Here is a 24,310-nt window from a genome sequence, read left to right as displayed (position 1 = left end):
CGCAGGGGAGAAGGTAGGCCCCGAAACTTAGCTGAGACTGAGGGGCGAAGCTTTTTTCAACACATGGGCCATACCGAGCGTGGTGAGGTGAACCCCGCTGCCGATGGGAGGCGCTTGCAGGCCTGAACTGCGCACCAGAATGGCGGGGCCTGGCTCGGCGTCATCGGGTTGCAACACCACAGTCAGCGTGCACGTATTGCCGCCGAACTCGCGTTCGGTCACCACCCCTCGACAGCCGGAAACGTCGGTGGTACTCAACTGCAATTGCTCCGGTCGCAGCATGATTCGCGCCGTGATGGAGTGGGTCTTGCTGTCGACCTGCACGCGCCCCAGGCCGCAATGCGCCCAGCCCGCTTCGATCCGGGCGGGCATGACCACGGCCTCGCCGAGAAACAATGCGGTCTGCTCATCGACGGGGTACTGGTACAGGTCCATCGGGTGACCGGACTGCACCAGGCGACCCTGGCGCATCACCGCCAACTGATCGGCGAACGACAGCGCCTCGCTTTGATCGTGAGTCACCAGAATCGTGGTAATGCCCGCGTCGCTCAGCAGCCGCGCGACCATCTTGCGCATGGCCGAGCGCAAGCCGGTGTCCAGCGCGGAAAACGGTTCATCGAGCAACATCAGCCGTGGTTGTTGCGCCAAGGCCCGGGCCAGCGCCACCCGTTGCTGCTGGCCGCCGGAGAGTTCATGGGGCCAACGCCCGGCCATGGTGGCGTCGAGGGCTACGCTGTCCATCAGTTCGGCGATACGCGTGTGGCGAGCCTCGCCCTTGGTGGCCAGGCCGAAGCCGATATTGTCAGCCACGGTCATGTGCGGGAACAGCGCGCCGTCCTGCGGCACATACCCGATCTGGCGCTGGTGGGCGGGCACGGCGTGAGTGGCGTCGACCAATGTCTGGCCGTTCAGCGTGAGGCTGCCGGTGTCGGGGAATTCAAAGCCTGCAATCATGCGCAGCAAAGTGGTCTTGCCGGAGCCCGAAGGCCCGACGATCACCGTGCGGCTCCCGGTGGGCACTGACAAGGTCACGTCCGCCAGGGCGCGCTGGGTGCCGAAAGATTTGCAGATGTCGTGGAGTTCGAGGGCGTTCATCGGCCTGCCGTGCGTTTGGATTGATGGTAGAGAAGGCCGGTCAACGGCAGTGACAACAGGATCATGATCAGCGCGTAAGGTGCGGCGGCGGCGTAGTCGATCTCGCTGGTCATCGCCCAGAAGCCGGTCGCCAGGGTGCGGGTGCCGTTGGGCGCCAGCAACAGGGTGGCGGTCAGTTCATTGGTGATCGCCAGGAACACCAGCGCCGCCCCCGCAGCGGCGGCCGGTGCGGCCAGGCGCAGGGTGATCAGCCATAACGCGCGGCCCGGCGAGCGACCGAGGCTGCGGGCCATGTTTTCCAGCTCCACCGGGGCCTGAGCGATACCTGCGCGCAAACTCACCAGCGCGCGTGGCAAGAACATCAGCAGGTAGGCGAGCAGCACGGTAATCGTGGTCTGGTAAATCGGCCGGGCGAAGTGGATGGTCACCGTGACCAGTGCCAGCGCGACTACGATCCCGGGCAACGAGCTGGTGATGTAGTTGCAGCTTTCCAGGATACGCTGCAGGCGTCCCGGCGCCCGAATCGACAGCCAGGCAATCGGCACCGCCGCGCAGGTGGTCAATACCGCACCGGCTATCCCCAGCAGCACGGTTTGCTCCAGCGCCGGCAGCAGTTCGCTGAACTGCCAGACCTCACGGCCACCGGCGATCAACCACTTGCCCAGGGTGATCAGCGGGATACCCAGGGCCAGCGCACAGGTCATGCCTTGCAAGCCGAGGGCGAGCAGGGTGGTGCGGGTGCCCAGGGTCACGATGCGCTGGTCACGGGCACTGCCGGAGCCAACGCGCGCGTATCGGGCATGGCCGCGTGCAGCGGATTCCGCGCTCAGCATCGCCAGGCAACACAGCGCCAATACGGCCGCCAGCATATTGGCTGCCGGGCCATTAAAGGTGGATTTGAACTGATCGAAGATCGCCGTGGTAAAAGTGTCAAAGCGAATCATCGCGTACAGGCCGTATTCGGCCAGCAGGTGCAGGCCCACCAACAGGGCACCGCCGCAGATGGCCAGGCGTAATTGCGGCAAGACCACCCGCATAAACACCGGCCAGGGCTTGAGGCCCAGGGACTCGGCCACGTCTTCGATGGCCGGGTCCAGCCGGCGCAATGTCGCCGCCACCGGCAAGTACAGAAACGGGAAGTAGGCAATCACCGACACCAGCACGCCGGCCGGCAAGCCATGAATCGAAGGCACCAGGCTGACCCAGGCGTAACTGTGCACAAATGCCGGCACCGCCAGCGGCGCCACCGCCAACAGTGACCAGACGCGTCGCCCCGGCAGGTTGGTGCGTTCGGTCAGCCAGGCCAGCGCAATGCCCAGCACCACGCATAACGGCAGGGTGAACACCACCAACAGCACGGTGTTGAACAACAATTCGCCGACGCGCGGGCGCCACACCAGCGTCTCAATGTGTGCCCAGCCGATTTGCCAGGACACGCCGATGACAAACGCAATCGGCAGCAGCGCCAACAGCGAAACCAGTACTGACAAACTGGTGACCCACGTGCCTCCACGGCCTCTGAACAGACCTTGGCTGCGTCGTTGGGGGGGCGCAGGTATCGCGTGGGCGATACCTGGCACTGGGGCTTGAGGCAACAATCAGAGGAGTCCGGCCTGGGTCATCAGCTCGACAGCCTTTTTGCTGTTGAGCTTGGACGCGTCAACCTTCGGTGCGTCCAGTTGCGCCAACGGCACCAGCTTGGGGTTCGATTGGGCGTTCTGGCCCACGGCGTACTCGAAGGCGTTGCCGTCTTTCAAGATCGCCTGGCCGTCTTTGCCGGTAATCCACTTCAAGAAGGCCTGGGCTTCGTCTTTATGTGTGCTGGAGGCCAATACACCGCCACCGGAAATACTCACAAAAGCGCCCGGGTCCTGGTGCTTGAAGTAGTGCAACTGGGTGTTTTGGCTGTTTTCGCCGGTCTTGGCTTGGTCGACGAAACTGTAGTAGTGGTAAATCACGCCGCTGTCGACCTGGCCTGCGTTGACGGCCTTGAGCACCGCGCTGTTCCCCCGGTAAATGCTCGCATTGGCTTTCATCGCCTTGAGCCAGTCGAGGGTGGCGGCTTCGCCCTTCAATTCGAGCACCGCGGCAACGATGGCCTGGAAGTCGGCACCGGCCGGGGAAGCGGCCCAGCGGCCTTTCCAGCTTGGCGAGGCAAGGTCCAGCAGGGATTTCGGCAGGTCGGCTTCTTTCAGCTTGCTCGGGTTGTACACAAACACCGTCGAGCGTGCCGCAATGCCGACCCACTTGCCGTGGGCGGGGCGGTAGGCGGCGTCCACTTGTTCCAGGGTGGTTGGCGCCACCGGCGCGAACAGCCCGGCGTTGTCGACCAGCACCATGGCCGGGGAGTTCTCGGTGAGGAACACGTCAGCCGGGGAGGCCGCGCCTTCCTGCACGATCTGGTTGCCCATCTCGGTGTCGTCGCCGTTGCGTATGGTCACCGGAATCCCGGTTTCCTGAGTGAACCCTTCAACCCAGGCCTTGGTGAGGCTTTCGTGCTGGGCGTTGTACACCACAATGCCCACGGCGTCGGCGGCATACACCGACCCGGTGCCGAGCAGTGCGGTGGCCAGCAGGGCTTTAGTGAAGAAAGAGGGTAGACGGGAAGCCATACGCTGAACGCTCCGGTTTTTATGAATGCACGGGAAGCCCGTGAGAGGTCGATTGAGGCTGGACCAATAGGAATCATTTGCATGTTTGGGCGCGGCGAATGTAGAGCCCGAAATGAGAAAAAAACGTCAAATAAACGGTAAATAAACGTGATGTGCGTTATCAACTGACGCAAGTCAACTGTGGGTGCTGGCTTGCCTGCGATGGCGGCGGGTCAGTTGGCGGATTTTTCACTGATCGCTATCGCAGGCAAGCCAGCGCCCACAGGGTTTAACTCAGTTTAGGCGGGACGAGGCGCGCGGTTCAGGCACCCGATGGAGCGATCCACGGTGGTCTTGGCAAGCTCCAGCAAATGCCACACCGCCAGCATCTTAGCCCGCTCGGGGTTGGTCAGCAGTTCACTGCAATTGAGCGCCGTGACAGACGCGCTGTCGAGCACGCTGGCGGTGTAGAGCAGGGCGTCTTCAAAGCTCAGGTCTTCGATTTGAACACCTTGGGTGGGCAGGTAATGGTCGATGGCGCGGTTGAAGGCGGCGCGGTCTTTGGTGGAATGGCGGGGTGGATCGGGGACAACTTTTTTCATTGTTTAGTACCTGTCTGATCAAGGAACCGACACTCTGCGCGACTAAACGAGGGTGGCGGCTGTACGCAGGTTAGTCGACCGGTCAGATCAGGAACCCGGCGCGCCCGAAGGCGCCCTGCGCACAGCCACCATAAAACTTCATGGGACAATGCGCCTGTTCTGAACTCCGAGCGACTAAACCCGATCACTGATGAGCAGTGACGGACCGCAGACTAGTCATCGATTCCAACAGGCACAAGGCGGCAGGGATTGTCTAGGAAACGTCCTGCAATTTAAAGAGACACGCCTTGCTGGCCCTTTACAAACCATGACCAAATGCCACTCACCCCACCCATCAACGGTGAGGGTGAGCGGCCTTTTTGTAAGCGCTTACTCCCTGCTATGTAGGCAACGTCCTAATTGTGACTCAGCCCTCCCGAGTGTGTGTGCGGGGCGTACTCGCTTGCTTATATTCCGACGCCATCTTCATTGCATCCAGGGATGTGAGGCATGGCGCAGGGCTATATCAATGAGCGCACGACGGACTACCGCAGCTTGAAATCCCGGTTGATGGGCGGCGCCCCGAGCCAACAGCATTCCGATCATTTCGACGTGTTGAACCGGCACCTGCGCCCTGGGCTGGTGACGCCGGGGCAGTTGGTAATTGTGCCCGATACCTACAGCGTGAGCTGTTCGAGGGAGGAGGCCTGGCTGATGCGCCAGGCCGAGGTGATTCGTCGGGAGCTGGACGCTGGCGCCGGAACCCAAGTGGTCAACAACTACGACCTGCTGCAAAGCTTTCTGGGGTATGGCTCGTTGGGCGTGGGCAGCGCGACGTCGGCGTGGGCGCGGCACCTGGACGAAGTGGCGCATACGCTGGAGGAGATTGAGCGGCTGCATCAGCACCTGAAAAACGGTGGCTTGGATCGTGAGAGGTTCTTACGCCAGCGCAAGGCTTTGTTCGGCCTGCTGGACGCCCAACTGCAAGGCGCGGCGCGATTTGGCACCGGGTTGCAGGGCAATCAGGCACTGAAGAAGGTGCTGGGGATTTCAACCAAAAGCTATCTGCATAAAGGCGAGATTGCCGGCTATGCGCAACGGACGCGGGACATTGCGCAGATGTCGAAGTGGTTGGGGAAGGGGACCTATGTGGGCTTGGGACTGGACGTGGGCGTTGCAGGGTTGGAGATCAAGGAGGCGTGTGTGCAGGGGCGGGAGGCGCAGTGTCGGCGGGCGAAGTATGTGGAGACGGGGAAGTTGGTGGGCGGTGTGGCGGGGGCTTCTTGGGGAGGGACTATGGGGGCGAAATTCGCCCGTCGCGGCTGTATGACGTTTTTGGGCATCGCGGCTAAAGGAAACGGTGCGCTGGCCTGCGCAGTGATCGGCGGCGCGGCGGGAGGTTATGCCGCGGGCAATGCAGCTGGCGCTTTCGGTGCGTTTCTCGGTGGACAGATCGAAGAGATCGAGGGTGATTTGATCTTTCAACCAGAGGGCGCTTGAGCATGGATTTTCAACTCGTCCTCGCAATCTTTTTATCTACAGGGGCGCTGGTTGGCTCAGGGCTCACTTTATACGCTGAGTACACGAAGCTCGAAGCGCTGGAAAGCTACTTCAGCGAGAACAAGCTGATCTGCGATAACAAACGATTTTGGGGTAGAAATCAGCGCATCGATAGGTTTTATCGCATGCTCGTGATCTCTGAAATGTTGGCAATGCCCAACATGCACATCAAAAGAGGGGATGTGACCGAGGCTGAGCTGGCGTCCGTCCCCCTGTCTCTCAAGCGTTGGGCGCTGTGGCCGTTTAATTTTGGGATGGTCTGGATCGCTGGCTGTGTCCTCTGGACCGTCTTGTACGGCTGGTAGCCTACGGTTATTGCTCGACAAATCAGCCCCTATCGCGAGCCGGCTGCCCTGTTCAATCGCCTCTCCACCCGACACCCAGGCACTGCATCAACGCTTATAACCTCGCGGGCAGCGTTGCTGAGTGCGCTGCCGTCGGCGTTCGGGTATAACGCCGGTTCTCAATTGTACCCACGGCGGGGTATGGCGACAGTGGTGGGCTTGCGGTTTCGCAAGTGCTTACGCTCTGCACGACGCCCGTGGTCTATGGTTGGTTCGAACGTCGGCGTCGAAAGGCAGTACCCGACTCAGCAGGTATTTCAGGTTGAACGCAGCCGTGGGACCCCGTATGGCAATGGATTTCAGGCACAGCCTGACGAAACGGATCGTGATTGTGTTTGCGCTGATGAGCGCCTTCGTGGCGGGGGTGTTTGCCGCGGGCATTATCGCCACCGTGCATGTGATCGAATACAAACTGACCAGCGCCGACCTCGGCAGCGGGTTGAACCGCCTGTTGCGCCAGGATGACACGGCCAGTTGGAGCCATCGCCCGAGCAAAGGCGAATTGTTTTTCGCCCAGGGCGAGCAGGGTGACCTGGCGCTTGACCCGTTGCTGGCCGGGCTGGCGCCGGGTTTCCAGGAAGTCGACTTTCAGGGGCGGGCCTACTACGCGGTGTCGCAGGTGGTGGATGGGCGCCAATACGTGCTGATGCGCAACCAGCAAAGCTTTAAGCAACGCGAGCGCGTGCTGTTCGGCGCGGTGGCGGTGGGTTTTATCCTGAGCATTCTGTTGGCGGTCCTGCTGGGCCGCTTGTTGGCGCGCCGCGTGATGGCGCCGGTGGTACGCCTGGCGCGGCAAGTGCGTCATCGCGACCAGTTGCTGGATGTAGCGCCGCCGCTGCATCCGGATTACGCCGTGGATGAAGTGGGGGAGTTGGCGCTGTCCTTCGACAAGACCCTGGGGCGCCTGCGCGATGCGTTGAGCCGGGAAAAGCTGTTCACCAGTGACGTCAGTCACGAACTGCGCACACCGCTGATGGTGCTGGCCAGCTCCTGCGAATTGTTGCTCGGTGACCCTTCGCTGGATCAACGTTCGGTGGTCCAGGTGGGCCGGATTGCGCGGGCCACCGATGAGATGCGGCAACTGGTGGACACCTTCCTGACGCTGGCACGGGCCTCGGGTGCCCAGGGCCAGGGCGCCCAGGCAACGTTGAAGGACGTGGCGGATGGCCTGGTGGAGATCTGGGGGCGAATGATTCGCGAAAAAGGCCTTGAGTTCATTTATGAAAGCGGACACACCTCACCCGTGGAGTACAACCTGACGCTGTTGCAGTCGGTCATGGGCAACCTGCTGCGCAATGCCTGGCACTACACCGACAGCGGCTTTATTCGGCTGACGTTGAGCGAGCACGGTTTTCGTGTGGAGGACAGCGGCATTGGCATTCCCGATCACAAACGCGAGGCGATGTTCCAGCCGTTTGTCAGGGGTGAGCACAGCCGGGGAGAAGGGTTGGGGCTTGGCCTGTCGTTGGTGCAGCGTATCTGCAGCACCCAGCAGTGGCGGGTGGAGCTCACCGCCAGGCAACCGAATGGGTGTTGTTTTTCGGTTGACCTGACGGCGCGCTGAACGCTTTTTTCAGCGCATGTGCAGAATAATCGGACTGCTGCTGGCCGGGTCGGTATGCCCACGCAGCTTGCCGACCGCTTGTGCGTCGACCGCGCCACCGTGGTTGCCCCACGTGCTGCGCACGTAGCTCAACACCTGGGCAATTTCCTGGTCGGACAGTTGCTCACGAAAGGCCGGCATGCGGTAGGCGTCCGGTACACCAGCCGCTACCACGCGTTGCGAACCGTTGAGGGTGATGTTGATCGCCGAGGCGCTCTCTTTAGCCAATGCCGAGGTGGCGCCAGCCAAGGGTGGCATCCACTCGGGTTGGCCCTTGCCGTCGAGGCCATGGCAGGACGCGCAGCGGGTCGCGTAGGTGTGCGCACCGGGGAGGTCCGGGCGCGCGTCGGCGGCCACGGCCTGGTACTGCCAGGCGCTGCCATCACGTTGCGGATCGCCAGGCAGTGACTTGAGGTAACGCGCGATCGCCGCCAGGTCCTCATCGGCCATGAACTGCGTGGAGTTGTTGAACGCTTCGGTCATCGAGCCGTAGACCACCGCATGCTTGTTGCGCCCGACCTTGAGGAACTGCACGATTTCAGGCTCGCTCCAACGGCCCAACCCGGTGTTGGGGTCCTGGCGCAGGCTCGGTGCGTACCAGCCGTCGAGCAACGCGCCGGCGAGGTACGGCGCGCCGCTCTCGTCCAGCGCCTTCTCGTTGAAGGCCAGGCCGCGGGGCGTGTGGCAACTGCCGCAGTGGCCCGGGCCTTGGACGATATAAGCGCCACGGTTCCACAGCGCGTCCTGGCCGGGTTTGGCGGCGTAGGTGGCGTTCGGGGCGAACACGCCGTTCCACAGGGCGATGGGCCAGCGCAGGTTGAGTGGCCAGGGAATGTCGCTGGGGATGTTGGGCTGCTTGGCCGGTTCTACGCCTTGCATGAAAAACGCGTACAGCGCGCGCATGTCGTCATCGCTGAGCTTGGCATAAGACGGGTAGGGCATGGCTGGGTAGAGCCGTCGGCCACCCGGCGCAACCCCGTGGCGCACGGCGCGGTCGAAGTCGGCTGCGGTGTAGGCGCCGATGCCGGTGTCGCGGTCCGGGGTGATGTTGGTGGCGTGAATGGCGCCCAGCGGGGTGGCCATCTCCAGGCCGCCGGCGAACGGTGCCTTGCCCGGCAGGCTGTGGCAGGCCACGCAGTCGCTGAGGCGCGCCACGTACTCGCCACGGCTGACCAGGGCCGGGTCGAAGCCGGTGGTGTGTGGTTGTTCCAGCGGTGAGGCGGGCTGGCGGGTGACGTACCACGCCAGTAGCCCGGCCACGACCACGCAGGCCAGCGCCAGCCAGCCTGCGGTTGCAGCCAATCGTCGGTTGTTCATGGGCATTCCCTGTCGGTTAGCTGAAGGTGTATCGGCTCAATGGCAAGCTGCGGATACGCTGGCCGGTCAGGTGCGCCACCGCATTGGCCACGGCTGGCGCCACTGCGGGTAACGGCGGTTCACCGATGCCGCCCATCTTTTCGCCACTCTCGACGATCCGAACATGCACTTGCGCCATGCGCGAGGGCGGCAGGATCGGATAAAGGTCGTAGTTGCGCGCCCGTGGTTTGCCATCCACGTACACCGCTTCCTCCAGCAACGTTTGAGATAAGCCCAACGCCACGGCGCCATTGACCTGCGCCTCGACGATTGCCGGGTTGACGATGCTGCCCGGGTCAATGGCTTCCCAGATATGGTGCACCTTGACCTGGCCGCTTTCGATCGACACTTCGGCGATAACCGCCGCGTGCGAGCCGAATGGCGAGGCCATGGCCACGCCGCGCGCCCGGCGGGTGCCGTCCTCGGCCGTGTAGGGGCCCCGTTTCCAGCCACCGGACAACTCGCCGGCCGCTTGCAGCAGGGTGGTCAGCCGCTTGTTGTCGCGCAGCAGGTGCAGGCGCAGTTCGTAGGGGTCGTGGCCGCCTTTGTCGGCCAGTTCGTCGAGGAACGCTTCGTAGAAAAAGTCGTTGAGCGAGTTGCCCACCGAACGCCAGTAGCCGAGCATGGCCGGGCCCTTGACGTAGATCTGCGCGATGCGTTTGTTGGGGATGGCGTAGGACTTGCCCGACAACCCTTCGAGCGCCGTGGGGTCGAGTTTTTCGCCCTGTTTGCCGGCGATGGCTTCGGACGGGCCTTCGGTAGCGCTCACCGCCTCAATGGCCACCGGCAAGCCTTTGTCGTCCAGCGCGGCGCGGAACTTGACCACGGCGACCGGGCGCAACACATCGCGCAGGAACTCTTCTTCGCGGCTCCAGATCAGTTTGATCGGGCGGCCTACCGCCTTGGCCAAGGCGATGGCCTGCGGGTAGGGGTTGGCCGAGTCGTACAGGAAATGCCGGCCAAAAAAGCCGCCCAGCAGCGGCGAGTGCAGGGTGATTTGTTCGATGGAGAGCCCGGTGCGCTTGGCCATGTCGGCGCGGAACATATCCGGCGCCTGGTTGGGCAGCCACACTTCCAGCGAGCCATCGGGGTTGAAGCGCGCCAGGGCCGAAGGCGGCTCCAGCTGGGCGTGGTTGAGGTACTGGTTGTGGTAGGTCGCTTCAATTTTGGTCTTGGCGTTGGTCAGCGCGCCGGCCACGTCGCCCTCGTTTTCGTCGTCACGGGCCGGGCCCTGTTGGGCGGCAAGGAAGTCGCGGTACTTGTCGCTGGAGAAGTCCGCAGGCATCGCGCGCACGCTCGAACCGGCGGCCGCTTCCAGCCATTCCACCTGGATCGCCTCCACCGCCCGCTTGGCATGCCACCAGCGTTCGGCAACGACCGCCACGGCGCCCGGCAGTTGGTGAACCGAGTGCACGCCTTTCATGGCCTCGACCTGTGCCTGGTTGCGCAGGCTGCCGACGGTCATGCCCAGGCGTGGCGCATGCTGGACGGCGGCGTGGAGCATGCCGTCGACCTTAAGGTCGATGCTGTATTGGGCCTTGCCGGTGGATTTGTCGTAGGCATCCAGGCGTTTGACCGGCTTGCCGATCCAGCGGAACTGGCTCGGGTCGCGCAGCGTAATCGTGGCCGGGTCGGGCACCGGCATGTCCAGGGCCCGACCGGCCAACTCACCGTAACCCAGCGAGCGGCCGGAAGCGGCGTGTACGACGCGGCCGGGCTGCGTGGTCAGTTGGGCTAAGGGCACGCCCAATTGCTCGGCGCCGGCCTGCAGCAACATGGCGCGGGCGAGGGCGCCGAGGCGGCGCATGGTTGGGTAGCTCATGCGGATGGACATGCTGCCACCGGTGATGCGCATGCCGTTTTCCATCACCACATAGGCTTCCCCGGGCGGTGCGGCTTCAACCACGAAGGTGGCCGGGTCGGCATCCAGTTCTTCGCCGACAATCTGCGCCATCGCGGTGTGGGTGCCTTGCCCGCCTTCCATGAAGGGGCTGAGCAGGCGCACGCTGCCGTCCGGGCGAATCTCGAGAAATGCCGGCACCTGGGTCCCGCGTTCTGCGGGGCCGCCCGTTGCGGCATAAGCCCTGGACGCACCCAGCGGCAGGCCGAAGCCGATGACCAGCGCACCGACGGCGGTGCTGGCGAGAAAGCGCCGACGGGACAGATTGATCGGCTCGCCCAATGGTGCGTCGAGTGGTGGGTTGCGCGTAGTCATCAAGCGCTCTCCGTCCTGGCAGGTTGGGCGGCCAGTTCGTGCACGGCCGTGCGGATAGCGTTGTAGGTGCCGCAGCGGCACAGGTTGATCATGGCGGCTTCGATCTGCGCGTCCGTGGGCGCGGGGGTGTGCTTGAGCAGCGCGGTAGCGGCCATCACCTGTCCCGACTGGCAGTAACCGCATTGCGCCACTTGGTGTTCGACCCAGGCCGCGACCACGCGCTTGCCCACGTCATCGGCTTCAATCGACTCGATGGTGGTGACTTCACGGCCGACCACTGCGGCCACCGGCGTGACGCAGGAGCGCACGACATTACCGTCCACCAGTACCGAGCAGGCGCCGCACTGCGCCAGGCCGCAGCCGTACTTGGTGCCGGTCATCCCCAGGTCATCGCGGATCACCCATAGCAATGGCGTGTCGGCGTCGGCATCGACCTCATAGGCTTTTTGGTTGATACGTAATTGCATGGTTCACCTGCTGATCATCGGTTGATGTGGCTTTTCTTATAAATTGCCCATCGTTGCACTCTAGACCACGGTGCAAGGGCTATCTATACCCTCATCGATAACTCGCAGGATCAGGCAAGTATTCAAGAGGATTGCACGCTTGATGACGGTCCCCGCGCCTGTAGGCCTTTGCTGATCCAGGCCTGCTGGTCGCACTTTTTTTGATTCTCTTGATCTATCCCTGTCACGACCACGCTCATTCAGCGCGTGGACAGCAGCCAGAACCGGTGCCGATGGATCCAACGTTTATAGCTTTTATCACGCGATGGCCGCTGCTGTTGGCAGCGGTGTTTGTATTCAGTTTGAGCGGTTGCAGCCAGCAACAGGGGCGCGACATCGCCAGGCAGTTCAGCGATGGCAAACCGGACGAGTTCTTTCAAACCAGTGTCGATCGCATGGCAACCCTGAGCATGCGTGACAACCTGCAAAGCTTGTATCTGTTGATGAACAAGCTCTACCTGCGCAACCCCAACCAGTGGCGTCAGTCCGGCTACCCGGATGCGGTCAGTGCTGCGCGGGCCATCCGTCAGGCCATCGAGAGCCGTCAATCACTGCCCGCGCTGGGGGATCGCCGTGACCTGGCAGCCTTAAGCTATTCATTGAGCCCGGAATTTCGCGGCGACCGGGTCGGGGCATTCATCTATGCAATCGGCAGCATGCTGGTGACGGCCCATGGCGGTCGCTTGCAGTTTTATATGACCGATTCGATCAACCCGCAATTTGTCAGCAACGCCGCGCGCAATATCGAGAAAGCCACCTGGCTGCTCAGCCAGCGTCAGGATGCCAATGGTGTGTTGCTGCTGTTTTCCAATGAAATATCGGAGGAGGGCAGCAACCTCAGTTTTGCCGTTGAGTTCGGCAAGGTGGTCGCGCGCCTGGACCTGCTCGCCCAGATGCTCGATGAGCGTTACCGACGTGTCGCGCTCAATTACGCGCAGAGCTTGCTGCTGATGAACTTCTTGCCGGTGCAGTGACGCGTTGCGGGACCGGGTAGTGCGGTGTTTCCGTTTCCCGTGTAGGAAACGGCCTATCTTGGTCCCCTTCGCTTGAAACACACCCTGGGTCGGCCATAGCCTCGGACTTTTCTTAACGACGAGTGCCTACCTTGGGTAAGCGAAAAACGCTTGGGTCAACTGATCGCGAAGTTCGCCTGCGATTTATCCTCTTTGCCGTCATCGACGTCGCGAGCGCCCAGGGCGTTCGCGCTGAGCTGTTACTGCCGGCACAGAAACTGCTGCGTGACGCGCCGAGCGAGGTGCAGCTGCGCGACACCCTCGCGCGCATATTGGCCTGCGATGAGATGTATGGGTTCCGGTTCCCGCCGGGGACGGAGGCGGATGACTTCATGCAGACGCTGGACCTTTCAGAAACCAGCCCCGGGGCCTGAAGCGAATGTTCGTTCCTGTGTTTATGGGGGTGTCGTGGTGTGCTGCATCCGCTGACAGGTCCCGCGCCCTAAGAAACGCCCCGATTATTCGCGGCGTTTTGCGTTCGATCCAAGCGTTGCGGGTAGGACGTCACACCGCGCACCGCCGTCTGAGTTGGGCCTAAAAAGCAAACCCGGTCCGACGTTGTTGTGGGAAGGGTCTGGTCCGTTAATAACGCGTGACCCGGTGAGCGTGCCTGGCTTCCCATCACTGTTCGCCTGATGGGCTCCGGCATAACCCGAGCCTGTCACGCCCCCGAATTCCAAGGACCTGACCATGCTGTTGCGCCAACCTCCGCTCCTGTTCGCCGCCTTGACCCTCAGTTCACTGGCGCACGCCGAAACACTGCAACTGGCGCCCGTCGAAGTCACCAGCAGCGAGGCCAGCGCGGGTGAAGTCGCCCAGGCGCAGCTAAAAAACGTGCCCGGTGGCACCAACTACATCGACATGAGCCGCGTGCAACAGGGGCGGGTGAGTACTAACGAAGATGTGTTCAAGTACCAGCCTGGGGTGTACGCCAAGGCGGCGAACAATGAAGGCGTGAAGCTCTCGATTCGCGGTTCCGGATTGAACCGCAGCCCCGGCGCCCATGCGTCCGGGCTGTATGAAATGTTCGACGGTTTGCCGCTGACCGGCCCGGGCGGTACACCTTACGAGCTCAAGGACCCCCTGTGGCAAAGCCGCGTCGAGGTGCTGCGCGGCGCCAACGGCTTTGATCAGGGCGCATTGGCCCTGGGCGGCTCGGTCAACTACATCACCCATACCGGCTATGACGCGCCCACGCTGCAAGTACGTTATGAAGCAGGCAGCCGCGGCTATGCCCAGCGCGAGATCAGTTCCGGCCAGGTGCTCGGGGACGCTGACTACTACATCAGCCTCACCGACGCCGAATCCGACGGCTACCAGCACCAGAGCGCCGGCAGCGGCAAGGGCGTCGCGGCGAACTTCGGTTACCGTTTCAACCCGGACCTGGAGACGCGTTTCTATTTTCGTTACCGCGAAACCAGCAACGACTCACCCGGCAAACTGACGCGCTACCAGATCAGTCACGACCCGAGCGCCGCCAACAGCCTGAATACCGCCCGCGACTCCAAACGCCTGCAGCCCGGCTCGACGTGGATCGCCAACAAGACCACCTTGCAGTTGGACGATCAGTCGCGCGTCGAAGTCGGGCTGGCCTATCACGACTACCCGATGGACCTGCGCGAAGGCACCAACCGCCTGAAAGTCGCCTACACCGACGTCAGCGGCACCCTGAACTACCTCCGCCAGGACAGCCTGTTCGGCCACGACAGCAACACCACGATTGGCCTGCGCACCACCCAGGCGATGCCGAACAACGGCGCCTCTGAATACGTGCGTACCCCTGCCGGTAACACTGCGCCGTATGCCCCCGGCACCAAGACTCGCGACTACAGCTATTTGGGCTCCGACAGCGTGCTGCATGTCGGCAACGAACTGGAATTGGTCCCGGACCTGTGGCTGACCACTGGCCTGGCCGCGATCTACACGCGCCGCGAAACCCAGGTCACCTATCCCGAGGGCCAGGCGCCGCTCAGTCAACATGATTGGGATTACGCACCCCGCATTGGCCTGCGGTATGACTTCACCCCACAGTTGCAGGTGTACGGCAACCTGAGCCGCTCAGTCGAGCCGCCGCACGCGTGGTCGATGATCTGGGGGTCGAATAAATACTTTGCCCCCGGCAGCGGCCCGGCCACCGGTTTGCAACGCGAAGGCGTGAGTTTGCGCAATCAGACCGCAACCACCCTGGAGATCGGCGGGCGTGGCGAGCAGTGGTTCGGCCAGTGGGACCTGGCGCTGTACCGCTCCGAAGTGCGCCACGAATTGCTCACGGTCGAAACCCAGGCCCAAACCGCCAACAGCAGTGCGATTGTCGCCGAGTCCAACGCCAGCCCCACCGTGCATCAAGGCGTGGAGCTGGGCCTGCTCAGCCCGCTGTGGGACGGCGGCCGTAATGGCCAGCTTGACCTGCGCCAGGCCTACACCTTCAGCGACTTCCACTACCGCGACGATGACCGTTTCGGCGACAACACCTTGCCGGGCATCCCCAAACATTACTACCAGGCGCAACTGCGCTACAGCCATCCGACCGGTTTCTACACCAGCCTCAACACCGAGCATGCATCGCGCGTGGCGGTGGACTACGCCAACTCCTACTTTGCTGCGGCCTACACCACACTTGGCGCCACCTTCGGCTACGACGCACCGAAGCAGGACTGGCAAGCCTGGGTCGACCTGCGCAACCTCACTAATCGGCGCTATGCCAACACCGTCACGCCGGGTTACGACGACAAGGGGATGGATGTTGCGCGATCCACGCCGGCCGACGGTCGGGGCATTTACACCGGCGTGTCATGGCGCTGGCGTTAAGCACCGTCGAGGCGAGCGCTGCCGATCAGCCTTCGTTCTGGCGCAGGCGTTTGTACAACGTAGTGCGGCTGACCCCCAGCTCCCGCGCCAGGTGGGAAATATTCCCGCCTGCTGCCTGCAGGCGTTGCGTCAGGTCGGTGCTGTCATCCAAACGCTCATGGGTGGGCAATGGCGTCGGCCGCTGCAGGTCCACAAAAAAATCATCCGGCAGATGCTCCGGGCGCACCGGCTGCTCCTCGGCCATTGCCAGCGCCACCTGCAACACACTGCTGACCTGACGCAAATTGCCCGGCCACGGGTGTTGCTCGAATAACGCCAGCACCTCGGTACTCAGCCCGGCCCACTGGGTCGGTTCGCGGTGTTGCTGCCACAGTTGCTGGAACAGCGCCCGCTTGTCGGTGCGCTCGCGCAGCGGCGGCAACTCCAGGGTCAGGCCGCCGATGCGGTAAAACAAGTCCTCACGAAAGCGCCCGGCCTGCACCCACTCGCGCAGCGCGCGGTTGGTGGCGGAAATGATCCGCAAGTCCACCGGGAACAGCTCGCTGCTGCCCACCGGCTGTACGCAGCGCTCCTGCAATACACGCAGCAGACGGGCCTGAGTCGGCAGTGGCATATCGCCAATTTCGTCGAGAAACAGGGTGCCTTTATCGGCCTTGCGGATCAGGCCAATGCTGCCTTTCTGGTTGGCGCCGGTGAAGGCGCCTTTTTCGTAGCCGAACAGCTCCGATTCCACCAGCTCAGCCGGAATCGCCGCACAGTTCACGGCGATAAACGCCTGCCGGCTGCGTGAGCTGGCCTGGTGCAGGGCTTTGACAAAGACCTCTTTGCCCACGCCGGTCTCGCCGTGGATCAGCAGCGGAATGTCCTTTTCCAGTAATCGCTCGGCCTGGCGCACGGCTTTTTCCACGCGGATGTCGCCAAAGTGCAGGGTCTTGAGACTGATCGCGGCTGGCGTCGCCGGTGCGGGAGCGCTGGGTTTGGGCGCACTGAAGACGCGCGCCTGCACCGGCATTTTGCTTGGCCGCTTCAGTAAACACTGGAACCGATTGCGTCCGGCCGCCTGCAGGGAGAACGGCAGCCCCTCCGGCTGATTCAGCAGTTCCAGCAACGACACCTTGAACAAACTGTCGATCAGTACCCGCGACAAGCTGATGCCCAGCAAGTTATCGGCACGGCGGTTGGCCGACAGCACTTGGCCGCTTTCATCAAAGATCAGCAGGCCGGCCCATTGGCTGTCGAGGTTGTTCAGGCCGGTGTTGAAGGTCAGTTGAAAATGCTCGCCGCGAAACAGGTTGAGGATCAGCCGGTTTTCCACGGTCTGGCTCATCATCTTGACCATGCCCAGGGTGTGGGAGGGCGGCAGGTAGCTGTCGCTGGACACATCCAGCACGGCAATGATTTCGCGCTGGGCATCGAAGATCGGCGCCGCCGAGCCGGTCATGAAACGGTTGGCTTTAAGGAAGTGTTCGTCGTGCTCGATATGCACCGCCTGGGCACAGGCCAGCGCAGTGCCGATGGCATTGGTGCCGGTGGAGCGCTCGCGCCAACTGGCGCCGGCATTGAAACCGTGCGCCAGTTTCGGCTCGATAAACCGCTGGGTGCCCCACGACGTCAGGACCTGGCCCTGGTTGTCGGCCAGCATGATCAGGCAGTTGGAATTGCTCAGGATGTTTTCGTAGTAGGGCAGCACTTCCTGATGGGTGGTTTGCACCAGGGAATGCTGGCTTTCCAGCAATTGGCTGATGCCTTCGGCAGGCAGTTGGTCGAAGCTCGGTGCGCTCTGGTGGTCCAGGCCAAATGCGCGGCAACGGCGCCAGGAATCCTGGATAAGGGTGTCGTGAGCCTGGGGTTCGGCCATGAGGGCGACCTTCTTTTTATTGTTATAGAGGCTTGCAAACGCTAGCTGGAGCAGCAGGTTCAAAAATGTGGGAGCGGGCTTGCTCGCGAAGGCGCTGGTTCAGCCACTGAATCTGTTAACGGACACACCGCTATCGCGAGCAAGCCGGCTCCCACATTTAGCTCGGCGACGCCCATCAATTGTTGTTCAGAACTGTTCATTGTCAACCCGTGACTGTTCAGTTGTTCAGCCTTCGGTGTTCAGTTGTGTTCACGCCTGAGCAGCGTATTGGGCCCATTTCGTTACGGATCAAGCACCTGGCATTTATGGCATGGAATTCGCTCTGACGAGTGGGCAGATTCATTCCAATAATAAAAAGGGCGTGTCATGTCATTGACCCTGGAACATGTCTCCCGCGTCGTCGAAGGCCAAACCTGGATCGACGACGCCAGCCTGCGTTTCGAAGCCGGCTCCTTCAACGTATTGCTCGGCCGCACGCTGTCCGGCAAGACCAGCCTGATGCGCTTGATGGCGGGTCTGGACAAGCCCGACAGCGGGCGCATCCTGATGAATGGCGTGGATGTCACGCACAAGCCGGTGCGCTTGCGCAACGTGTCGATGGTGTACCAGCAGTTCATCAATTACCCGACCATGACCGTGTTCGAAAACATCGCCTCGCCGTTGCGCCAGGCCGGGGTGTCCCACGAGCTGATCCAGAGCAAAGTGCTCGAAATCGCGAAGATGCTGCGCATCGAGAAATTCCTCCAGCGCCACCCGCTGGAACTCTCCGGTGGCCAGCAGCAACGCACGGCCATGGCCCGTGCACTGGTCAAAGATGCCGAGTTGATCCTGTTCGATGAGCCACTGGTGAACCTGGATTACAAACTGCGCGAAGAGCTGCGTCAGGAAATGCGCGAACTGTTCAAGGCTCGCCACACCATCGCCATCTATGCCACCACCGAGCCCAACGAGGCGCTGGCCTTGGGCGGCACCACCACCATCCTCCACGAAGGCCGGGTGATCCAAAGCGGCAAGGCCGCCGAGGTGTATCACCAGCCGCAGACCGTGCTGGCCGCCGAGCTGTTTTCCGAGCCGCCGATCAACCTGATGCCGGGGCGTATCAGCGGCAATGAAGTGAGCTTTGCCAATGTCGTGCACTTCCCGCTGAACGTCGACCTGCGCCCCATCGGCGAAGGCGAGTTCCGCTTTGGCGTGCGCCCCAGCCACATCAGCCTGGTGCCGAGCAATGACGACGACCTGGAGCTGGCGGTGACTGTGGAGGTCGCCGAGATCAGCGGCTCGGAAACCTTCCTGCATGTGCGCAGCGAACATTTCCTGCTGGTGCTGCACCTGCCAGGGGTACACGAGTACGACGTTGACGCACCGATCCGCGTGTATATCCCCACCCATAAACTGTTTGTGTTCGATGGTCAGGGCCGTTTGGTCCAGGCCCCCGGGCGCCGCGTGTCGAGGGTTGCCTGATGGCCGAGATCCACTTGCAGAACCTCGCGCACAGCTACAACCCTGCGCCCAATGGCCCCGAGGACTACGCCATTCGGGAAATGAACCACGTCTGGGAGCAGGGCGGTGCCTACGCCTTGCTCGGGCCGTCGGGCTGCGGCAAGTCGACCCTGCTCAATATCATCTCGGGCCTGCTCAGCCCCTCGGAAGGCCAGGTGCTGTTCGATCACGCCGTGGTCAACGACTTGACCCCGGAAAAACGCAACATCGCCCAGGTGTTCCAGTTCCCGGTGGTGTACGACACCATGACGGTGTTCGACAACCTGGCGTTCCCTTTGCGTAACCAGGGCATGGCCGAGGCGAAAGTTCACAGTAAGGTGCAGGAGATTGCCGAAGTCCTCGACCTGCAAAACCTGCTGGGCAAAAAGGCGCGCAACCTCACCGCCGATGAAAAACAAAAAGTCTCCATGGGCCGTGGCCTGGTGCGCGACGACGTGTCGGCGATCCTGTTCGATGAACCGCTGACGGTGATCGACCCACACCTCAAATGGAAACTGCGGCGCAAGCTCAAGCAGATCCACGAGCAGTTCAATATCACCATGGTCTACGTGACCCACGACCAGCTCGAAGCCTCGACGTTTGCCGACAAGATCGCGGTGATGTACGGCGGGCAAATCGTGCAGTTCGGCACGCCGCGTGAGTTGTTCGAGCGGCCCAGCCACACGTTTGTCGGCTATTTCATCGGCAGCCCTGGGATGAACCTGATCGAAGTGCAGGCCGAGGCCGGTGGGGTACGTTTTGCCGGGACGCTGCTGCCGTTATCCGAGGCCTTGCAGCAACGTCTCCGTGAGACCAACTACACAAAGCTGCAGGTCGGCATCCGCCCGGAATTTATCCACGTGTGGGACGAGTACAACCCCGACGCCCTGCAGGCCGACGTCATCCATGTGGAAGACCTGGGCACCTACAAAATCGTCACCCTCAACCTCGACGGTACGCCGTTGAAAGTGCGCTTGGCCGAAGACAAACCGGTGCCCGAAGGCAACGCCTCGATCAGCTTTCCCGCGCAGTGGTTGATGGTATATGCCGACGATTACCTGCTGGAGGTGCTGCCATGAACAAGGTGCAGAACAACAAGGCCTGGTGGCTGGTGTTGCCGGTGTTCCTGCTGGTGGCGTTCAGTGCGGTGATCCCGATGATGACGGTGGTCAACTATTCGGTGCAGGACATTTTTGACCAGTCCAGCCGCTACTTTGTCGGTGCCGACTGGTACAAACAGGTGCTGCTCGACCCGCGCCTGCACGACTCCTTGCTGCGCCAGTTCATCTATTCGGCGTGCGTGCTGCTGATCGAAATTCCGCTGGGTATCGCCATTGCCCTGACCATGCCGACCAAGGGCCGCTGGTCCTCGCTGGTGCTGATCATTCTGGCGATTCCGCTGCTGATTCCGTGGAACGTGGTGGGCACCATCTGGCAGATCTTCGGCCGTGCGGATATCGGTTTGCTCGGTTCAACCCTCAACGCCATGGGCATCAGCTACAACTATGCCGCCAACACCATGGACGCTTGGGTCACTGTGCTGGTGATGGATGTGTGGCACTGGACGTCCCTGGTGGCACTCCTGTGTTACTCGGGGCTCCGGGCGATTCCGGACGTGTACTACCAGGCCGCGCGGATTGATCGTGCGTCCGCCTGGGCGGTGTTCCGACATATTCAGTTGCCGAAGATGAAAAGCGTGCTGCTGATCGCGGTGATGTTGCGTTTCATGGACAGCTTCATGATCTACACCGAGCCTTTTGTACTCACCGGCGGCGGGCCCGGGAACGCCACCACCTTTCTGAGCCAGACCCTGACCCAGATGGCCGTAGGTCAATTCGACCTGGGCCCGGCGGCGGCGTTTTCCCTGGTGTATTTCCTGATCATCCTGTTGGTGTCCTGGCTGTTCTACACCGCCATGACCCATTCCGACGCGAACCGCTGAGGCTGCCAACATGAGCAAGCGTCTTATGCCTATGAAGAAAGTGATCCCTCTGCTGATCTACATCCTGTTCCTGCTGGTGCCGATCTACTGGCTGCTGAACATGTCGTTCAAGAGCAATACTGAAATCCTCGGCGGGCTGACACTGTTTCCGCAGGACTTCACCCTGGCCAACTACAAGGTGATCTTCACCGACCCGAGTTGGTACACCGGCTACCTCAACTCACTGTATTACGTGAGCCTGAACACGGTGATTTCCCTGAGCGTGGCACTGCCGGCGGCCTATGCGTTTTCGCGCTATCGCTTTCTGGGCGACAAACACCTGTTTTTCTGGCTGCTGACCAACCGCATGGCGCCTCCGGCGGTGTTCTTGCTGCCGTTCTTCCAGCTGTATTCGTCGATCGGCCTGTTCGATACGCATATCGCGGTGGCGTTGGCGCATTGCTTGTTCAACGTGCCGTTGGCGGTGTGGATTCTGGAAGGTTTCATGTCCGGGGTGCCTAAGGAAATCGACGAAACCGCCTACATCGACGGCTACAGTTTTCCGAAGTTTTTCGTGAAGATTTTTATCCCGCTGATCGGTTCCGGCATCGGCGTTACCGCGTTTTTCTGCTTCATGTTTTCCTGGGTCGAACTGTTGCTGGCACGCACGCTGACCTCGGTCAACGCCAAGCCCATCGCCGCGGTGATGACCCGTACGGTGTCGGCATCGGGTATCGATTGGGGCGTACTGGCGGCGGCGGGGGTGTTGACCATTCTGCCCGGCATGCTGGTGATCTGGTTTGTTCGCAACCACGTGGCCAAGGGCTTTGCCCTGGGCCGGGTCTAAAGGAGTCGATGATGGAATGGATGGCCTGGACCACCCCCACCGCGTTGTTCTTTGCGGCGATTGCCCTGTTGCTGGTGGGTATGACCACCTGGGAACTGCGTTCGCCGAGCATCCCGCGCCGTGGTTTGTTGCCGATCAGCACCACCCGTGGTGATCGCTTGTTTATCGGTCTTCTCGGCAGCGCCTACCTGCATCTGCTGGTGATCGGCGTAACCGGCTGGAGCATCTGGGTGGCGACCGCGCTGTCCCTGGTGTGGCTGTTGTGTGTGATGCGTTGGGGCTAGTGCTCCGTGAATAAACAACCAGGAGGTCTCTATGTTGAATAAAAACAATAAGCTGCGACATAGCATTTCATTGGCCGCCGTCATGGCCCTCAGCGGTTTGAGCGCTACGGCCTGGGCCGATGCGTATGAAGATGCCGCAAAAAAATGGATCGGCAGCGAATTCAAACCGTCCACGCTGACGGCCGATCAGCAGCTCGAAGAGTTGAAGTGGTTTATCAAGGCGTCGGAGCCGTTCCGTGGGATGAAGATCAACGTGGTGTCGGAAACCCTCACCACCCACGAGTACGAATCCAAGGTGCTGGCCAAGGCCTTCAGCGAAATCACCGGCATCAAGCTGACCCACGACCTGCTGCAGGAAGGCGACGTGGTGGAGAAGCTGCAAACCCAGATGCAGTCCGACAAGAATATCTATGACGGCTGGGTCAACGATTCCGACTTGATCGGTACGCACTTTCGCTATGGCAAAACTGAATCCATCACCGACCTGATGGCCAATGAAGGCAAGGACTTCACCTCGCCGACCCTGGATATCAAAGACTTTATCGGCATCTCGTTCACCACGGCGCCGGACGGCAAAATCTACCAATTGCCCGACCAGCAATTTGCCAACCTCTACTGGTTCCGCGCGGACTGGTTCGAGCGTCCGGAGCTGAAAGCCAAGTTCAAGGAAAAATACGGCTACGACCTCGGCGTGCCGGTGAACTGGTCGGCCTATGAAGACATCGCCAAATTCTTCAGCGAGGACGTCAAGGAGATCGACGGCAAGCGTATCTACGGGCACATGGACTACGGCAAGAAAGACCCGTCGCTGGGTTGGCGCTTCACCGATGCCTGGTTCTCCATGGCCGGCGGAGGCGACAAAGGCCTGCCCAACGGTTTGCCAGTGGACGAATGGGGCATTCGCGTGGAGGACTGCCACCCGGTGGGCTCCAGCGTTACCCGTGGCGGCGATACCAACGGCCCGGCCGCCGTGTTTGCCACGCAAAAATACGTGGACTGGATGAAAGCCTACGCACCACCGGAAGCGGCGGGCATGACCTTCTCCGAATCCGGCCCGGTGCCGTCCCAAGGCAACATCGCCCAGCAAATTTTCTGGTACACCGCGTTCACCGCCGACATGACCAAACCGGGCTTGCCAGTGGTGAACGCCGATGGCACACCGAAATGGCGCATGGCCCCATCGCCCGTCGGGCCTTATTGGGAAAAGGGCATGAAGAAGGGGTATCAGGACGTGGGTTCCTGGACCTTCCTCAAATCGACACCCGAGAAGCAAAAACTCGCGGCCTGGCTCTACGCGCAGTTCGTGACGTCGAAAACAGTGTCACTGAAAAAAACCATCGTGGGCCTGACGCCGATTCGTGAGTCCGACATCAACTCCCAGGCCATGACCGACCTGGCGCCCAAACTCGGCGGCCTGGTGGAGTTCTACCGCAGCCCGGCCCGGGTGGAGTGGACCCCGACCGGCACCAACGTGCCGGACTATCCACGCCTGGCGCAACTGTGGTGGAGCAACATCGCGGCCGCCGCCAGCGGCGAGAAAACCCCGCAACAGGCGCTGGACAACCTGGCCAAGGAACAGGACGCGATCATGACGCGCCTGGAACGCTCCAAGGTGCAGCCGGTGTGTGGCCCGAAAATGAACCCCGAGCGTGATGCCCAATACTGGTTTGACCAACCGGGTGCGCCGAAGCCTAAGCTGGCGAATGAAAAGCCTAAAGGTGAAACCGTGGCTTATGGTGATCTGTTGAAGCAGTGGGAGGCGGCGCGTAAGTAATCACGGGTTCGTGATCACAAAACGGCACGCTTGCGTGCCGTTTTTCAGGTTTAGAACGGATGACTGGTCCGTTTAAGGGGCATTACTGAGAGGCGGGTGGGATATTGACGGGGCCGTAGCCATTGCCCGATTGCAGATCCCGGATTGTCATATCCCAGGTCGAACCCTTGGACGTCAGATGATACACATGATTTCTCTTTAGATAATGGATGGTATCAGGCGCGTAGCCAGTAATGTTCGTCGTCGTGAGTTCTCCGTTCTGACAGTCTTGGGTAACGATCAAAACCGTTGCACCAGGCCGGGCGTTTGGAAGAACCCTAAAGCGTCCCATCATGGTGGCCAGTAGAGCAATTACAGTCACATCGTCCGCACCGGCGAGGTCACCGGAAATGTCGCCTTGAGTGCCATATTTCAAAGTCATTTTGATCATCCTTAATTGAGTGAGCAATTATTCAGGCGCTGGTCGGGCTGTCTA

The 24,310-nt window shown here is 61.5% G+C and carries 21 protein-coding genes; 12 read left to right on the top strand and 9 right to left on the bottom strand.

Features of this window, described 5'->3' with window-relative positions:
- Nucleotides 1–27: 27 nt before the first annotated feature.
- The 4 genes from A7D21_RS17235 to A7D21_RS17220 all read right to left on the bottom strand — a co-directional run bounded on the left by A7D21_RS17235 (nt 28) and on the right by A7D21_RS17220 (nt 4,288).
- Entirely contained in the window at nt 28–1,095 is a 1,068-nt protein-coding gene (locus tag A7D21_RS17235; protein WP_069552221.1) for an ABC transporter ATP-binding protein, read from the bottom strand.
- Entirely contained in the window at nt 1,092–2,621 is a 1,530-nt protein-coding gene (locus A7D21_RS17230) for an ABC transporter permease (RefSeq protein ID WP_371859222.1), read from the bottom strand. The genes A7D21_RS17235 and A7D21_RS17230 overlap by 4 nt, the downstream gene beginning before the upstream one ends.
- A gap of 72 nt (nt 2,622–2,693) precedes the next feature.
- Entirely contained in the window at nt 2,694–3,707 is a 1,014-nt protein-coding gene (locus A7D21_RS17225) for an iron ABC transporter substrate-binding protein (protein ID WP_069552220.1), read from the bottom strand.
- A gap of 278 nt (nt 3,708–3,985) precedes the next feature.
- Nucleotides 3,986–4,288, bottom strand: coding sequence for a DUF6124 family protein (locus A7D21_RS17220; protein ID WP_053255531.1), 303 nt, complete (start codon nt 4,286–4,288; stop codon nt 3,986–3,988).
- Between the two features lie 489 nt (nt 4,289–4,777).
- Between A7D21_RS17220 and A7D21_RS17215 the strand changes: the two genes are divergently transcribed.
- The 3 genes from A7D21_RS17215 to A7D21_RS17205 all read left to right on the top strand — a co-directional run bounded on the left by A7D21_RS17215 (nt 4,778) and on the right by A7D21_RS17205 (nt 7,735).
- Complete coding sequence (locus tag A7D21_RS17215; protein WP_069552219.1) at nt 4,778–5,767, top strand: hypothetical protein; 990 nt, start codon at nt 4,778–4,780, stop codon at nt 5,765–5,767.
- A gap of 2 nt (nt 5,768–5,769) precedes the next feature.
- The gene (locus A7D21_RS17210; protein ID WP_053255535.1) at nt 5,770–6,132 is read left to right on the top strand and encodes a hypothetical protein; all 363 of its coding nucleotides are present in this window, start codon (nt 5,770–5,772) and stop codon (nt 6,130–6,132) included.
- 331 nt (nt 6,133–6,463) lie between these two features.
- The gene (locus tag A7D21_RS17205; protein WP_069552246.1) at nt 6,464–7,735 is read left to right on the top strand and encodes a HAMP domain-containing sensor histidine kinase; all 1,272 of its coding nucleotides are present in this window, start codon (nt 6,464–6,466) and stop codon (nt 7,733–7,735) included.
- A gap of 9 nt (nt 7,736–7,744) precedes the next feature.
- On the opposite strand, the gene A7D21_RS17200 is transcribed toward A7D21_RS17205, so the two are convergent.
- Genes A7D21_RS17200 through A7D21_RS17190 form a run of 3 tightly spaced genes read right to left on the bottom strand, consistent with a single transcriptional unit; the run spans nt 7,745 to nt 11,812 of the window.
- Nucleotides 7,745–9,091 (bottom strand): cytochrome c, encoded by a 1,347-nt coding sequence (locus A7D21_RS17200; protein ID WP_069552218.1) that lies wholly within the window; start codon nt 9,089–9,091, stop codon nt 7,745–7,747.
- 16 nt (nt 9,092–9,107) lie between these two features.
- Complete coding sequence (locus A7D21_RS17195) at nt 9,108–11,345, bottom strand: molybdopterin cofactor-binding domain-containing protein (RefSeq protein WP_069552217.1); 2,238 nt, start codon at nt 11,343–11,345, stop codon at nt 9,108–9,110.
- Nucleotides 11,345–11,812 (bottom strand): (2Fe-2S)-binding protein, encoded by a 468-nt coding sequence (locus A7D21_RS17190; RefSeq protein WP_053255539.1) that lies wholly within the window; start codon nt 11,810–11,812, stop codon nt 11,345–11,347. Before A7D21_RS17190 ends, A7D21_RS17195 begins: the two co-directional genes overlap by 1 nt.
- A gap of 272 nt (nt 11,813–12,084) precedes the next feature.
- Between A7D21_RS17190 and A7D21_RS17185 the strand changes: the two genes are divergently transcribed.
- The 3 genes from A7D21_RS17185 to A7D21_RS17175 all read left to right on the top strand — a co-directional run bounded on the left by A7D21_RS17185 (nt 12,085) and on the right by A7D21_RS17175 (nt 15,672).
- On the top strand, nt 12,085–12,825 hold the full coding sequence (locus tag A7D21_RS17185) for a hypothetical protein (protein ID WP_053255540.1): 741 nt from the start codon (nt 12,085–12,087) through the stop codon (nt 12,823–12,825).
- A gap of 131 nt (nt 12,826–12,956) precedes the next feature.
- Complete coding sequence (locus A7D21_RS17180) at nt 12,957–13,238, top strand: hypothetical protein (protein ID WP_053255541.1); 282 nt, start codon at nt 12,957–12,959, stop codon at nt 13,236–13,238.
- A 316-nt stretch (nt 13,239–13,554) separates the two neighbouring features.
- Nucleotides 13,555–15,672, top strand: coding sequence for a TonB-dependent receptor domain-containing protein (locus A7D21_RS17175; protein ID WP_069552216.1), 2,118 nt, complete (start codon nt 13,555–13,557; stop codon nt 15,670–15,672).
- 25 nt (nt 15,673–15,697) lie between these two features.
- Here A7D21_RS17175 and A7D21_RS17170 read toward each other — a convergent pair whose 3' ends face one another.
- Nucleotides 15,698–17,530 carry a sigma-54-dependent Fis family transcriptional regulator gene (locus A7D21_RS17170; protein WP_069552215.1) on the bottom strand — a complete coding sequence of 611 codons (1,833 nt, stop codon included), beginning with the start codon at nt 17,528–17,530 and terminating at the stop codon, nt 15,698–15,700.
- A gap of 366 nt (nt 17,531–17,896) precedes the next feature.
- Here A7D21_RS17170 and A7D21_RS17165 point away from each other — a divergent pair, with 366 nt between their 5' ends.
- From A7D21_RS17165 to A7D21_RS17140, 6 genes are read left to right on the top strand one after another with little or no spacing between them, the layout of a single operon-like run.
- On the top strand, nt 17,897–18,991 hold the full coding sequence (locus A7D21_RS17165) for an ABC transporter ATP-binding protein (RefSeq protein WP_069552214.1): 1,095 nt from the start codon (nt 17,897–17,899) through the stop codon (nt 18,989–18,991).
- Nucleotides 18,991–20,088, top strand: a complete 1,098-nt coding sequence (locus A7D21_RS17160; protein WP_053255545.1) for an ABC transporter ATP-binding protein — start codon at nt 18,991–18,993, stop codon at nt 20,086–20,088. Before A7D21_RS17165 ends, A7D21_RS17160 begins: the two co-directional genes overlap by 1 nt.
- On the top strand, nt 20,085–20,951 hold the full coding sequence (locus tag A7D21_RS17155) for a carbohydrate ABC transporter permease (protein WP_005789024.1): 867 nt from the start codon (nt 20,085–20,087) through the stop codon (nt 20,949–20,951). Before A7D21_RS17160 ends, A7D21_RS17155 begins: the two co-directional genes overlap by 4 nt.
- Before the next feature lie 25 nt (nt 20,952–20,976).
- The gene (locus tag A7D21_RS17150; RefSeq protein ID WP_053255546.1) at nt 20,977–21,777 is read left to right on the top strand and encodes a carbohydrate ABC transporter permease; all 801 of its coding nucleotides are present in this window, start codon (nt 20,977–20,979) and stop codon (nt 21,775–21,777) included.
- Between the two features lie 11 nt (nt 21,778–21,788).
- On the top strand, nt 21,789–22,061 hold the full coding sequence (locus A7D21_RS17145) for a DUF2160 domain-containing protein (RefSeq protein ID WP_053255547.1): 273 nt from the start codon (nt 21,789–21,791) through the stop codon (nt 22,059–22,061).
- Between the two features lie 31 nt (nt 22,062–22,092).
- A complete protein-coding gene (locus A7D21_RS17140) occupies nt 22,093–23,835 on the top strand; it encodes an ABC transporter substrate-binding protein (protein WP_053255548.1) in 1,743 nt (580 codons plus the stop codon).
- Between the two features lie 82 nt (nt 23,836–23,917).
- Here A7D21_RS17140 and A7D21_RS17135 read toward each other — a convergent pair whose 3' ends face one another.
- On the bottom strand, nt 23,918–24,256 hold the full coding sequence (locus A7D21_RS17135; protein ID WP_053255549.1) for a hypothetical protein: 339 nt from the start codon (nt 24,254–24,256) through the stop codon (nt 23,918–23,920).
- Nucleotides 24,257–24,310 lie beyond the last annotated feature (54 nt).

The sequence above is a fragment of the Pseudomonas sp. AP19 genome (genome assembly GCF_001728855.1).
Taxonomy (GTDB): Bacteria; Pseudomonadota; Gammaproteobacteria; order Pseudomonadales; family Pseudomonadaceae; genus Aquipseudomonas; species Aquipseudomonas fluorescens.
The sequence above is the reverse complement of the archived record's forward strand: the minus strand, read 5'-3'. Positions and strand labels throughout refer to the sequence as shown.